Origin of the sequence: Roseococcus sp. (genome assembly GCF_965227005.1) — a bacterium.
Lineage (GTDB): Bacteria > Pseudomonadota > Alphaproteobacteria > Acetobacterales > Acetobacteraceae > Roseococcus.
Genome location: NZ_CBDDFJ010000037.1, coordinates 350,384 through 363,748 on the forward strand (window position 1 = coordinate 350,384; position 13,365 = coordinate 363,748).

General features: G+C 70.3%; 13 protein-coding genes. 8 read left to right on the top strand and 5 right to left on the bottom strand.

The genetic code is table 11. The annotated features are described in order from the left end of the window. Positions 1-14 precede the first annotated feature (14 nt). Entirely contained in the window at positions 15-818 is an 804-nt protein-coding gene (locus ACO057_RS21415; protein WP_421995289.1) for an alpha/beta hydrolase, read from the top strand. Positions 819-875: 57 nt separating this feature from the next. On the opposite strand, the gene ACO057_RS21420 is transcribed toward ACO057_RS21415, so the two are convergent. Next, the gene (locus ACO057_RS21420; RefSeq protein WP_421995291.1) at positions 876-2,456 is read right to left on the bottom strand and encodes an ABC transporter substrate-binding protein; all 1,581 of its coding nucleotides are present in this window, start codon (positions 2,454-2,456) and stop codon (positions 876-878) included. A gap of 36 nt (positions 2,457-2,492) precedes the next feature. Next, entirely contained in the window at positions 2,493-3,755 is a 1,263-nt protein-coding gene (locus ACO057_RS21425) for a flavin monoamine oxidase family protein (RefSeq protein ID WP_421995293.1), read from the bottom strand. Between the two features lie 47 nt (positions 3,756-3,802). Here ACO057_RS21425 and ACO057_RS21430 point away from each other — a divergent pair, with 47 nt between their 5' ends. Further along, positions 3,803-4,912, top strand: a complete 1,110-nt coding sequence (locus tag ACO057_RS21430) for a DSD1 family PLP-dependent enzyme (protein WP_421995295.1) — start codon at positions 3,803-3,805, stop codon at positions 4,910-4,912. A 45-nt stretch (positions 4,913-4,957) separates the two neighbouring features. Here ACO057_RS21430 and ACO057_RS21435 read toward each other — a convergent pair whose 3' ends face one another. Further along, positions 4,958-5,626 carry a hypothetical protein gene (locus tag ACO057_RS21435; RefSeq protein WP_421995297.1) on the bottom strand — a complete coding sequence of 223 codons (669 nt, stop codon included), beginning with the start codon at positions 5,624-5,626 and terminating at the stop codon, positions 4,958-4,960. Positions 5,627-5,629: 3 nt separating this feature from the next. Next, positions 5,630-6,328, bottom strand: coding sequence for a VWA domain-containing protein (locus ACO057_RS21440; protein WP_421995299.1), 699 nt, complete (start codon positions 6,326-6,328; stop codon positions 5,630-5,632). A gap of 80 nt (positions 6,329-6,408) precedes the next feature. On the opposite strand from ACO057_RS21440, the gene ACO057_RS21445 reads away from it, so the two are divergent. Together ACO057_RS21445 and ACO057_RS21450 are read left to right on the top strand one after the other, a co-directional pair. After that, the gene (locus tag ACO057_RS21445; protein ID WP_421995301.1) at positions 6,409-7,713 is read left to right on the top strand and encodes a hypothetical protein; all 1,305 of its coding nucleotides are present in this window, start codon (positions 6,409-6,411) and stop codon (positions 7,711-7,713) included. A gap of 100 nt (positions 7,714-7,813) precedes the next feature. Next, the gene (locus ACO057_RS21450) at positions 7,814-8,506 is read left to right on the top strand and encodes a carbonic anhydrase (RefSeq protein ID WP_421995303.1); all 693 of its coding nucleotides are present in this window, start codon (positions 7,814-7,816) and stop codon (positions 8,504-8,506) included. A gap of 1 nt (position 8,507) precedes the next feature. Here the strand turns inward: ACO057_RS21450 and ACO057_RS21455 are convergent, their stop codons facing one another. After that, positions 8,508-9,488, bottom strand: coding sequence for a Bug family tripartite tricarboxylate transporter substrate binding protein (locus ACO057_RS21455; protein WP_421995305.1), 981 nt, complete (start codon positions 9,486-9,488; stop codon positions 8,508-8,510). Positions 9,489-9,580: 92 nt separating this feature from the next. Between ACO057_RS21455 and ACO057_RS21460 the strand changes: the two genes are divergently transcribed. Genes ACO057_RS21460 through ACO057_RS21475 form a run of 4 tightly spaced genes read left to right on the top strand, consistent with a single transcriptional unit; the run spans position 9,581 to position 13,335 of the window. Then, complete coding sequence (locus ACO057_RS21460; protein WP_421995307.1) at positions 9,581-11,047, top strand: NAD(P)-binding domain-containing protein; 1,467 nt, start codon at positions 9,581-9,583, stop codon at positions 11,045-11,047. Positions 11,048-11,063: 16 nt separating this feature from the next. Further along, positions 11,064-11,489 carry a hypothetical protein gene (locus ACO057_RS21465; protein ID WP_421995309.1) on the top strand — a complete coding sequence of 142 codons (426 nt, stop codon included), beginning with the start codon at positions 11,064-11,066 and terminating at the stop codon, positions 11,487-11,489. Next, complete coding sequence (locus ACO057_RS21470) at positions 11,489-12,067, top strand: peroxidase-related enzyme (RefSeq protein WP_421995311.1); 579 nt, start codon at positions 11,489-11,491, stop codon at positions 12,065-12,067. Before ACO057_RS21465 ends, ACO057_RS21470 begins: the two co-directional genes overlap by 1 nt. Then, positions 12,064-13,335 carry an aspartate aminotransferase family protein gene (locus tag ACO057_RS21475; RefSeq protein WP_421995313.1) on the top strand — a complete coding sequence of 424 codons (1,272 nt, stop codon included), beginning with the start codon at positions 12,064-12,066 and terminating at the stop codon, positions 13,333-13,335. The genes ACO057_RS21470 and ACO057_RS21475 overlap by 4 nt, the downstream gene beginning before the upstream one ends. Positions 13,336-13,365: the final 30 nt, after the last annotated feature.

Genomic DNA, 13,365 nt, shown 5'->3' on the forward strand with positions numbered 1-13,365 from the left:
CGGAGAGAGACGTCATGCCGAGCCTCGAAGTCGATGGCTACCCCGTATCCTATGCCGAGGCGGGGAGCGGCGCGCCGCTGCTGATGATCCACGGCACGCTGGGCGACCAGCGCAGCTTCGGCCCCCAGATGGCGGCCTTCGGCGCGAAGTACCATGTGATGTCGCTCAGCATGCGGCATGCCTGGCCCGGCAGCTGGGAGGAGGGCGGCAACTTCACCATCGACCGCCACGTCGAGGACGTCGCCGGCTTCATCAAGGCGCTGGGCGCGGGGCCGGTCTATCTGCTCGGCCATTCGCGCGGCGGGCACATCTCCTTCCGCGTCGCCGAGCGTTATCCGGAACTGGTCAAGGCGCTGGTCCTGGCCGAGCCGGGTGGCGAGCTGGATGAGAGCCTCGGCGGTGCGCCGGCCAGCGGCAAGCAGGCGGCGGGATTCACGGGCGCGGCCCAGAAGATCGCGGCCGGCGATATCGACGGCGGGCTGACGATGGTTGCCGAGCAGACCGGCGGCCCCGGCGCCTGGGAGACCCGGCCCGAGGAGAAGAAGGTGATCGGGCGCGACAATGCGCGCACCCTGCTCGGCCAGATGAACGAGCAACGGAAGCCCTATTCCGCCGAGGCGGCCAAGGCGGTCCGTATACCGACCCTGCTGCTCGGCGGCGCCGACAGCCAGCCGAATTTCGCGAAGATCATCGACGCGCTGATCCGGTTCATGCCGGACACGCGGCGCGTCACCGTGCCCAAGGCGACGCATGGGCTGAACTACGACAACCCGGAGTTCTTCAACGCGGCGGTGCTGGACTTCCTCGCGAAGCACTGACGCGAGGGGCGCGGCCCCTCGCGTTGGAGAGATCGAGGGGCAGAACCCCTCGGTCCTTCACGCCGCCTTGCTGATGTTCCAGTAGACCGGGATCGCGGCGTCCAGGATGCCCGAGATCCGCGCCGTGTGCCCGCGCACCAGGCTCATCATGCCGATGGGCAGATAGGGCACCACCTCCAGTGCGCGGGCCTGCGTCGCCGTCGCGATGCGGCGACGCTCCTCCAGCGAACCCGCCACCGCGAAGGCGTCGCGCAGGCGCTCCATTTCCGCATCCTCGGGCCAGCCGGGAAGGGCGGTCCGCGCGCCCGCCGAGCGTAGCGCGATGTGGCTCACCGGGTCCATCAGATCCACCGCGGCGGGGGCCGAGACGAAGAGGCTCCAGCCGCCCTGGCTCGCCGGATTCTTCGACAGCCGGCGCGTCACCAGCGTCGCCCAATCCATCGCCTGGAGATCGACGTTCATGCCGAGCCGCCGCATGCGGTCGGCGGCGACGCGGCCGAAGGTGCTGCTGATCGTGCTGTCCTGCGCGTCCAGCACCACCACCGGCGAGCCGTCATAGCCCGACTGCTGAAGCGCGGTGCGCGCCAGGTCCATATTGGGCGCGATCCAGCCCTCATTGGTGTGGAAGGGCGAGGCGCAGGGGAAGAAGCTCTTGCAATCCTGCCAGCGCGCCGGGTCGGGCATGTAGGCGGGCATCATCTCCGCCGGATCAACGAGCAGGCGCATGGCCTGGCGCAGCTTCACATTGTCGAAGGGCGCGACGGCGTGGTTCATCCGGAAGATCGGCTGCACGCCCGCGCTGTCCTGCGCGGCGAGGCGGAGATTGCGGTTGCGCTGGACCACGGGAAAGAGATCGGGCGGCAGTTCCTCGAAGATGTCGATCTCGCCGGTCTGCAAGGCGTTCAGCGCCGTCGCGGCATCGGGCAGGGAGAGCCATTCGATGGTCTCGACGCGCGCGATCTTGGCCCCCGCCAGGCCGTCCGGCGGCTCGGAGCGCGGCACGTAATCGGCATTGCGGCGATAGGTCACGCGGTCGCCGAGGCGCCAGTCCTCGCGCTTCAGGGTGTAGGGGCCGGAGCCGGTCGGGTCGGTGAGGGGGGTGGCGATCGGCGTGGCCGCCACGCGCGCCGGCATGATGAAGGCGGGCAGGCCTGAGGGCTTGGCGAGCGCATCGAGCACGAGGCCCCAGGGGCGCTGCAAGGTGAGGCGGAAGCGGGTTGCGTCCACGGCTTCGAGGCGGTTGCCCTCGGCCAGCATCTGCGCGCCATGCCCGTCGCGGATGGCCCAGCGGCGCAGCGAGGCGACGACATCCGCGCTGGTGACGGGCGCGCCGTCATGGAAGCGCAGATGGTCGCGGAGGGTGAAATCCCAGGTCAGGCCGTCGGCGCTGGTGCTGTGGCTCGCGACCATCTGGGGCTGCGGGCGCATCTTGGAATCCAGCGCGAAGAGCGTGTCGTAGACCATGTAGCCATGGTTGCGCGCCATGTACTCCGGGCTGATGAAGGGGTCGATGCTGCGAAGATCGCCGAAGAGCTTGATGCGCAACACGCGCGGGTCGCCGCGGTTCTGCGCGAAAGCGGGCGCGGCGAGCGGAAGCGTGGCGGCAAGACCGGCGAGACCGCGGCGGCTGATGGACATTTGAACCTCTCCCAGAACCGGCGTCGTGGCGCCGTTTCAGGGAGCGTCCGTCACCGCGCGCCGCTTGTCCAGGAGGCCACGCACGGCGGCCTCGCCGGAGAGCCAGGCCCCGGCGACGGTGCCGGCGAAGCGCGAATGGCAGGCTTCTCCCGCGAAGCGCAGACGGCCACCGCCGAGCGGTAGGGAAAGCCGCGCGCGGGATTCGTGATGGCCCGGCCGCGCATGGCTGTAGCTGCCGCGGAACAGCGGGTTCGTGCCCCAATCGGTGATGACGGCCTGGCCCAGAAGCTTCGCGCCGCGCGCGCCGAACATCGCCGCGAAATCCGCGCGCGCGGCGGCTTCCGTCGCCGCCGCGCCTTCCTTCGCGAGCTCCCAGGCGCGCGATCCGCCGACGAAGCCGAAGATCTGGTCCCGTTCGAAGGGCCGGAAGATCCAGCTCATGGAGGTGGTCGTGTCCGGCCCGATCAGCCGGCGCGCCGAATGGAAGGGCTGCATGCCAAGCTGATCCGCGCCGAGCGTCCGGAAACCGTATTTGGTCAGCAGTCCGAGCGGCAGGCCGTGGATCGCCTCCATCGTCCCGGTGGGCAGCGCGGGCTTGAAGCGGATGCCGCCGGCCGCCAGCACGCCGGTCGAGACGGTGACGACGACGGCGCCCGCGCGCAGGCTGCCCCAATCGCCCTCGACGGTGACGCGGGGACAATCCCAGTTCACGCGCGTCACCGCGTGGTCGAGCCGGATGGGCAGCCCTTCCGCGAGCCGTGCGACCAGGGCGCCGACGCCCTCGCGCGGCAACAGGTTCGGCCCTTCCAGATCGACCGCCACATAGTCGCGCAGCGAGATCCGCGAGAGCTCCGCCGCATTGATCTGCGCGCCGAGCCAATGCGCGATGGTCTCGTTCCAGCGCCCGCCCTGCGGGGCGACCTCCGACACGGCGCGATCGGGATCGCTGGGCGCTTGTGCGATCGCCGTCTCGAAGGCGTCGCAGGCGCGGTCGTATTCCGCCATCTCGGCCCGCGTGGCGAAACGGTCGCCGAGATGCAGATGGCGCCCGCGCACCGTGTCGTGGTCGATATGCGCGCCGAGGAAGCGCGTCAGCGGATTTTCATCGGCCTGATGCAGCCAGGTCGCCCCATGATCGAAGGGCGCGCCCAGCACGTCCGAGGTCTGGGCCCGGCCGCCGATGCGGCTGTCGGCCTCCAGCACGACGCAGCTCTTCCCCGCGGCGATCAGCGCCCGCGCGGCGGCGATTCCCGCGCAGCCCGCGCCGATTACCACCACATCTGGATCATTCGGCCGCATCAACGCATCATGTCCTTCAAATTCGAGCGCTTTCGCAAGGACCGCCCATGCTCCAATCCCCTCCCGCCGAACCCGGCATGCGCGAAGACGAGGTCGATACCCCCGCCTTGATCCTCGACCTCGACGCCTTCGAGCACAATCTCGACACCATGGCCGGCTTCCTCGCCGGCACCGGCGTGAAGCTGCGGGCCCATGCCAAGACGCACAAGTCGCCGGTCATCGCCCGGCTGCAGATGGACCGCGGCGCCATCGGCCAGTGCTGCCAGAAGGTGGGCGAGGCCGAGATCCTCGCCTGGGGCGGCATTCCCGACGTGATGGTGACCAACCAGGTCGTCGGCGCGCGCAAGCTGGCGCGGCTCGCGGCGCTCGCGAAGATCAGCCGGGTCTCCATCTGCGTGGACGATCCCGCGCAGATCTCCGCCATCGAGGCGGCCGCCGAGGCCGGTGGCGTGCGCATTCCCGTGCTGGTCGAGATCGACGTGGGCGGCAAGCGCTGCGGCGTGGAGGCCGGCCCGCCGGCCGTGGCCCTGGCCGAGAGGATCGCGGCCTCGAAGCATCTCAGCTTCCTCGGCATCCAGGCCTATCACGGCAGCGCCCAGCACATCCGCGATCCCGAGGCGCGCATCGCCGCGATCGGCAATGCCATCGATGCCTCGCGCCGCACGGTGGAGCAGCTGCGCCAGCGCGGGCTCGACTGCCCCGTGGTCGGCGGCGCGGGCTCCGGCAGCTTCCGCACCGAGCTGGCGAGCGGCATCTACACCGAGCTCCAGGCCGGCTCCTACGCCTTCATGGATGCCGACTATGCGCGCAACGTCGATGCCCCGCCCTTCCAGCACGCGCTCTTCGTGTTGGCGACGGTGATGAGCGCGGCCTCGCCGCATGTCTCCGTCGTGGATGCGGGCCACAAGGCGATGCCGACCGACAGCGGCTTCCCGGTGGTCTCGGGCCGTCCGGGCGTGAGCTATGTCGGCGCCTCGGACGAGCACGGAAAGCTGACGGTGGAAGACCCCGCCTTGCGCCCGCGCCTCGGCGAGAAGCTGCGGCTGATCCCGGGTCATTGCGACCCGACGGTCGACCGCTATGACTGGTATGTCGGCGTGCGGAAGGGGCGGGTGGAAAGCCTCTGGCCGGTGGCCGCGCGCGGCGCGATGGCCTGACCGAACGCATCGATCCTGGCGGGTTCCGCCCGCCAGGATCGGGGCCTATCCCAGCAGCAGATCCCGCGCCTCGTTGATCCGGCTCGCGAGCCAGTCGCTGCCGCCACGATCGGGATGCGCGGACTGCATCAGCTTGCGATGCGCCGCGCGGATTTCCTCCTCGCTCGCACCGTCGCGCAGTCCGAGCACGGCCAGCGCCTCGGCGCGCGTCATGGGGCCGTCCGAGGCCGGGGCCGCATCGCGCCAGTCCGGATGCACCCGGTCCAGCCAGGCCTCCAGCAAGGGCACGCTGTCCGCGTCGTTCGCCTGACAATCCGCGAGCAGCGCCAGCAGATCCGCCCGGTCCATCGAGTCCAGGCTGCGCCCGGAAAAACTCCCCCGCCGCACCTGCCCCGACATGATCCCCGTCGCGAGGTCGAGCCGCATCTCCAGCGTGGCGGTCTCGACGCCGCTCGCATCGCCCGGCCGGCTGAAGGTCCGCCGCGTGCGCCAGCTCTTCCAGGCCTGGCGCAGCGCCGGGCCGAACATGATCAGCGCCCAGATCGCGCTCGCGCCGCGGCCGGTGAAGAGCATCAGCGCGAAGCCTGCCGCCCCCAGCGTTCCCAGGCCCCAGACCAGCGAGGCCTTCACCACCGCCGGCCGCGCATTCGCGAAGGCGTGGAGCAGCGCGAGCGCCCCCAGCATCACCAACCCGCCGATGGCGATCATGAGCATCCGTCAGCCCTTCGGCGCGGCGAGCTGACCCGCGATGCGCGAGGCCACGCCGCCCGGCAGCCGCGCCAGTGCCGCCCGCCCGCCGGCAGCGAAGACCGCGACGGCCCGCAGCAGGTCGCGCAGCGCGTCCGCGCTACTGGCATCGAAGGGCGCCCAGGCGCCGCCGGACAGTTTCGCGACCTGCCGGAAATTCGCCTCGGCCACGCGATCGCCTCCCTCCTGGAAGCAGAAGACCGGGGCGCCGTGCAGGCCGAGCTGGCCCGCCAGGTGGCAGATCGGATCGGCCGCCTCCTCGAAGGCGTCGCCCACCAGCACCACGGCGTTCACGCGCTCGCGCTTCGTTTCGGCCAGGGCGTGCTCCAGCACGCGGAGGATCTGCGTCTGCCCACCGAGCACGGTGACGCCCGACATCCGTCGCGCGAGCTCGGCCGTGTCGGTCAGGAAGGGCGTGGCCGCGAATTCCATATAGCCGCGCCAATAGGCGAGCTGCACCGCGAGGCCGCCGAGGTCGCGCGTGGCTGAGAACATCTCGGACTGCAGGTGGCAGGCGCGGTCCCAGGCGTGCTGGCGCGAGGCGGTGGCATCCACCGCGAAGATCAGCCGTCCGCCGCCCCGCCCCGTCCGCACGGCGGGCATGGAGGAGACCTTCCTCAGGAAGGCTTCGACGGCGGCATTGCCGGGTTTGGCCGGGAGCTGGGTCATCTGCCCTTACAGATGGTTCATAAGGACCCATCGCACCAGAGGGTGGCGCAAAGGCTCGCCGCGTTGCTAGGCTCGCATGCATGCGCAAGATTGTTCTCGCCGCCCTCCTCACCCTCCTGGCCCTGCCGGCCTTTGCCCAACAGCCGCCTGAACCCGCCGCCGTCGCCCAGCTGCGCCGCCTGCTCGGCGCGGGCGTGACCCTGGCCTATGGCTCGGCGACCGCCACGGATGTGCAGGGCGGCGCGGCACTGACCGCCCTGGTGCTGACGCGCGGCGCGGAGACGATCCGCGTCGCCGAGGCCCGGCTGGACGGCCTGCGCGAGGACGGGATCGGCCGCCTCTCGCTGCGCGGCATCGAGATCGGGGGCGGCCAGCTCTCCGCGACGCTGGAGCGGCTGGACCTGGAGGGGCTGGCGGTCCGACGTCGGACCGGCGGCGGACCGCCCAAGCCGACCGACGTTTCGGCCGATCTGCTGCGGATGGAGAACTGGCGGAGCCTGGGCGAGACGCCCGTGAATATCGGCGCCGTCAACGTCGAGAATTTCGGCGGCGGGCGTCCGGGCTCGATCAATGTCACGGCGCTGGAGGTCGGCGTCAGCGGTGCGGGGCCGGTGGATCGCGTCGCCGTCGCGCGCATCGCCGTGGCCGGGCTGGACGCCGCCGAGATAATGAGCGCGCTCATCGACCGGCGGCCGCCCGCGACGCTGCCCGGCCGCTCCAGCCTCGACATCGAGAGCGTGACCCTCAGCCAGGGCGGCACGACCTTCGCGCGTCTCGGCGCCCTGGCCGCGCGCGGCGATGTGGCGACCGGTCGCCCGAGCACGAGCTCCCTGGCCATCCGCGGCCTGGAGGTGAATCCCGCGCCGCCGCATGCCGAGTGGATGCAGCGCCTCGACTACAGCAGCCTGCGCGCCGAGGTCCGGATGGAGGTGACGCACGACCCGGCGACCAACGTGCTGGACATTCCGGTGTTCAGCATCGAACTGCGCGATGCCGGTGAGCTGAACCTCGCCTTGCGCGCCGACAACGTGCGCCAGGATCTGATGCTGCGCTCGCCAGGGGATATGCGCCTGATTTCGGCGCGGCTGCGCTATGCCGATCTGTCGCTGTTCCGCCGCTGGGTGCGCACCGCCGCCCAGCGCGAGGGCACGCCGGAGAACACCTTCCGCGACCGCCTCGCCCAGCAGGCCTCGGCGGCTCTAGCGGGGCCGACCCTGGCGGCGGCGCGCGATGCCGCGCAGCGTTTCCTGCGCGGCGATGCGACGGTGCTGGAGCTGGCCGCCAATCCGCGCGTGCCGCTGAGCCTGGGGCTCGCCCAGCGCAAGCCGCAGCGCAACCTCGCCGGCTGGCAGGACATGTTCGGGCTCACCCTTACTGCGCGGTGAGGCGCGCGGGGAGCACCTTCCCAGGCATGTAAGCTTTTGATGTGCAAACCCTTCCGGTTTGGTCATACCGATCGCTCCCTGGTTTGGAAGGTTTGCCCCCGTGTCGTTGTCACGCCGCCTGTTCCTGGGATGCGCCTGCGCGTCCGTCGCCGGCTCGCCGATCGGCGCGCGCGCCTCCTCCGCCGTGCCGCCGACCACCCTGGCGCCGGACCAGGCTTTGGCCCGCCTCATGGAGGGCAACCGCCGCTTCACCGCCGACAGCCCCCATGCCGCGCCCTCCCAGACCGAGAAGCGGATCCTGCTGGGGGAGGGACAGGCCCCCTTCGCCACGGTGCTGACCTGCGCCGACAGCCGCACCCCGCCCAACACGCTGTTCGACGAGGGGCTCGGCGAGATCTTCGTCATGCGCGTGGCCGGCAACACGCTCTCGCCCGCCATCCTCGGCAGCATCGAATATTCCAGCATGGCGCTGGGGGTGCCGATCGTCATGGTGCTCGGCCACGAGCGCTGCGGCGCCGTCGCGGCCGCGGTCGAGGTCGTCGAGCGCCAGGCCCTGCTGCCCGGCGCGCTGATGGCCATGGTCGAACCCATCCTGCCGGCGGCGCTGGAGGCCCGGCAATCCAACCCCGGCGATCTCGTGGAGGCGACCGTCCGCGTCCATGCGCTCCGCACGGCGCGGCAGCTGCGGGAGGTGCCCTCGGTGCTGAGCGCGCGCCTCGCGACGGGCGCCTTGCGCGTCGTGGCGGCGCGCTACGATCTCGACGACGGGAAGGTCGCCCTGCTCGACGGGTAGGCTATTGCAGGCTCAGCCCCGCGAAGCGCACCAGTGCGGCGTGGCGCTGGATCTCGCTGGCCAGCAGCGCAGTCAGCCGCTCCGGCCCTCCGCCGATGATGTCGAGGCCCTGCGCCTCCAGCCGCTGGCGGCCCTCGGGATCGAGGAGGATCTCGTTCACCAGCGCGTTCAGCGCCTGCACGATCGGCGCGGGCGTGCCCTTGGGCAGCATGAGGCAGAACCAGCTGCCGAATTCCAGGCCGGGCATGCCGAGCTCGGCCGTCGTGGGGACGTCGGGCAGCACGACCGAGCGGCGGTCGCTCAGCACGGCGATGGCCCGCACCTGGCCCGCGCGGATCTGCGGCTGCGCGCCGGTCACGAGGTTGAACATCACCTGGATGCGGCCGGCATAGAGGTCGGTGAAGCCCTGGCCGATGCCGTTATAGGGCACATGGACCATCTCGGTGCCCGTCGCCTGCCGGTAGAGCTCGCCGGCCAGATGCATGGAACTGCCATTGCCCGACGAGCCGAAGGACACCTGCCCCGGATGCGCCTTCAGATACGCCGTCAGCTCGGCGAGGCTGTGGACGGGCAGGGCGTTGTTCACGACCAGCACGTTGGGGACATTGCCCAGCAGCATCACCGGCTCGAAGTCGCGCTGCGGGTCGTAGGGAAGGTTCCGATGGAGGGCGGGATTGGTCGCCATGGTCCCGGCCCAGGTGAAGAGGATGGTGTGCCCGTCCGGGGCGGCGCGCGCACCCGCCGTCGCGCCGACATTGCCGTTGGCGCCGGGCCGGTTGTCGACCAGCGTGCGCTGGGGCAGGCGCTTGTCCATCTCCTGGGCGAGGATGCGCGCCAGGGTATCGGCCGTGCCGGCGCCGCCGGCCGCGGGCAGGATGATGCGCAGAGGCCGGTCCGGCCAGCCGGGCGGCAAGGTGACCGCTTGCGCGGCAACCGGCATCGCGGCGAGGCCGCCGATCAGCATCCGGCGTGGCAGGGTCATGGAATTGGCTCCGTCGGCGCATGGACAGGCTGGCATGATGCCACCATGATTTCGGCGACGCAGCAAAGTCCTCACCGGATGATCCCCTTCGCATGAACCAGACCGCGCGGATCGCGATGCCCCTCCCCGACGAGGCCGGCCTCGCCGCGCTGGAAACGCGGATCCGGCGCGATCTGGAGCTGCTGACGCTGCCGGCGTCGAACTGGGTCCCGCCGCTCCAGCGCGATGGCGTCGCGGTGCGGGACGTGGTGGTCGTCGGCGCGGGCATGGCCGGCATCGCGGCGGCGGGTTCGCTCATCATGAAGGGCATCGGCAATATCGCCGTGCTGGACGCGAATGCGCCCGGCCAGGAAGGCCCCTGGTGCACCATCGCGCGCATGGACACGCTGCGCTCGCCCAAGACGCTACCGGGGCCTTGCCTGGGCATCCCCTCGCTCACCTTTCGCGCCTGGTACGAGGCGAGCTTCGGCAACGAGGCGTGGGAGAGTCTTTATAAGATCTTCAACCGTACCTGGCAGGACTATCTGAGCTGGCTGCAGCGCGTCCTCGCGCTGCCCGTCACGCATGGCGCGCGGGTGACGCGCGTCGCTCCCGCGGAGGGCCTGCTGCGCTTGACCGTGGAGCAGGCCGGCGGCTCGCGGGAGATCCTCGCGCGGCGCGTCGTGATGGCGACCGGGCGCGGCGGCGCGGGCGGGCTGGACCTGCCGCGCTTCGTGGATCCCGCGCTCTTCCCCGACCTCGCGGGGATGGCGCTGGGGCCCATCGATTTCGAGCCGCTGCAGGGGCGCAGCATCGGCATCGTCGGCGGCGGCGCCTCGGCCTGGGACAACGCGGCCGTGGCGCTGGAACGCGGGGCCGCGCGCGTCGACATGTATGTCCGCCGCGCCGTCCTGCCGCAGATCAACAAGGGGCGCGGCAGCGCGGGTGCGGGCTTCGCGATGGGCTGGGACAGCCTCTCCGTCGAGGAGCGCTGGAAGCTCGCCGCCTATATGTATGACAGCCAGGCGCCGGTGCCGCACGAGACCGTGCATCGCGCCCTGCGTCAGCCGGAATTCCACATCCATCTCGGCACGCCGACGCAATCGGCGCGTCGCGAGGGGGATCAGGTGGTGTTGCGTCTCGGCGCGGATGGCGCGCGCGAGGAGCGGCATGATTTCCTCATCGTCGGCACCGGCTTCAGCGTGAATCTGGACCGCGTGGCGGAGCTCGCGGATTTCGCGCCGCATGCCGCCCGCTGGCAGGATGTCTACACGCCGCCGGAGGAATTGCGGCGCCCGGATATCGCGGCCTGCCCCTTCGTCGGCGCGGGCTTCGAGCTGCTGCCGCGCGATGCCTCCGCGCCGCCCGAGCTCGGCCTGATCCACCTGATGAACTACGGATCCAACGCGACGCATGGGAATGTCGCGAGCGACATTCCGGCCATCGTCACCGCGGGCGAGAAGGTGTCGGTGGCGATCCTGCGCCATCTCTTCCAGGCGACCTTCCCCGTGCTCATGCGGGACCTGGAGGCCTTCGACGAGCCTGAATTGCTGGGCACGCCCTTCTATGTGCCCCGATGAACCGGAGACCGGCCTGATGCGTGACGTGATCGACGAGCTGATGGGCATCCAGCCCGGCTCGAAACTGGATGTGCTGCGCGCGCTGCGGCCGGATGTGCGCCTCGCCACCCAGGCGGGCGAATTGGCGATCTTCGAGAGCGAGAGCGGCCTCACGACGCGCGAGCGCCATGCCGTGGCGCTGCACGTCGCCGAGCTGAACAAGGACGCGGCGCTGGCCGCGCATCATCGCGGCAAGGCAGGCGAATCTCCGCGCCTGCCGCTGCTGATCGCGCATGCGACGATGCTCACTTTGACGCCCGACCAGGCGACGCCCGAAGACATCCAGACCCTCCTCGCCGCCGGCCTCGCGCCGCGTGACGTGGTGATGCTCTCGCAGCTCATCGCGCATGTGAATTACGAGGCGCGGCTGCTGGCCGGCCTGCGTCTGCTGGAGGGCGTGTGATGCCCAGCACCCACGATTTCGGCTTCACCATCGACACGCTGGACTGGAAGGCCTGGGCCCCCGTGCTCGATCTCGCGCGGGCCACGCCGGACGAGATCAAGGTGCTGGAGGAGAGCCATCCGAAAGCGAAGGTCTCGCCCTACTACCTGCTCCTCGTGCAGGAGGCCGAGGTGCTGCGGCAGCGCTCGAAGCTGTTCAACACCATCATGTACGGCCCGCGCGGCGCCTCGCGCGCCGATCGTGAACTGGCCGCCACCGCGGAATCCCGCGTGAACGGCTGCCCCTATTGCGCCAGCGTCCATGCGCAGCGCTTCGTGCAGATGAAGGGCGACCGGGAGCTCATGCTCCGCCTGCTGGACGAGGGTGTCCGGACGCCGATGCCCTCGAAGCAGCGCGCCATCGTCGACTACGCCGTGAAGCTCGGCGCGACACCTTCCGCCGCCAACGCCGAGGACCTCGCAAAGCTGCGGGCCGAGGGGCTGGACGATGCGGAGATCCTGGACATCACGCTCTCGGTCGCGATGTTCGCCAATGCCAACCGACTGATGCAAACCCTTGGGGAGGCCGTCCGGCCATGAACGATATGTCCACGCAGGAAACGCTGGTCGAGATCGCGCACCGCGTCCTGCCCGCCGGCAACTTCGGCAATTTCGCGAGCGACATCGCCCTCGTCAAAGGCGCGGGCGGCCATGTCTGGGATGCCGAGGGCAATGAGTATATCGACTACCTGCTCGGCTCGGGCCCGATGTTCATCGGCCACGCCCATCCCGAGGTGACGGCGGCGGTGCTGGAGCAGATTCCGCTCGGCACCACCTTCTTCACCAACAACCCCGCCGGCATCCGTCTCGCCGAGAAGATCGTGGCCGCGCTGCCCTGCGCGGATCAGGTGCGCTTCCTCGCCTCGGGCACCGAGGCGGACATGTATGCGATGCGCGTCGCCCGCGCCTTCCGCGGCCGCGACAAGATCGTGAAGTTCGAGGGCGGCTATCACGGCATGAGCGACCACGGGCTCATGAGCCTCGCGCCCAAGCGCCCCGGAAACTTCCCCCTCGCCATCCCCGACAGCCCGGGCATTCCCGCCAAGGTGCGCGACGACGTGCTGGTCGCTCCTTATAATGATGCCGCGCATGTCGTCGCGTTGATCGAGGCGCATCACGACGAGATCGGCGGCGTCATCGTCGAGCCCTTCCAGCGGCTCATCCCGCCGGTTCCCGGCTTTCTCCAGGCGCTGCGCGAGGTCACGGCCCGCTTCGGCATCCCGCTGATCTTCGACGAGGTCGTGACCGGCTTCCGCTTCGCCTATGAGGGGGCGCAGAGCTATTACGGCGTGACGCCGGATCTCTGCACCCTGGGCAAGATCGTGGGTGGCGGCTTCCCGCTTTCCGCTCTGGCCGGGCGTGCCGACATCATGGCGCATTTCGACAAGGCCAAGGTCGGCGACGAAGGCTTCCTGATGCAGCTCGGCACGCTCTCGGGCAATCCGGTCGCCTCGATCGCGGGCCTCGTCACGCTCGACGTGCTGAGCCGTCCGGGGACGTATGAGAAGGTCTTCGCCCGCGGCCGCGCGCTGATGGACGGGCTGACGAAGCTGATGGGCGAGAAGGGCATCCCCGGCCAGATCGTCGGCGAGCCGCCGCTCTTCGACATAGTCTTCGCCGAGGGCGAGGTTCGCAACTATCGCGACATGCTGCGCGTCGATCTGAAGCTGCAGAACCACGTCAACAAGCACTTCCGCGCCAACGGAATCCTGAAGGGCGACACGAAGTTCTACATCTCGACCGCGCATACGGATGAGGATGTGCGCAAGACGCTGGAGGTCTTCGCCGGCGCGCTGCGCACGTTGTAAACGTCGTATCGGCGCCTTGACTTCGGAAGG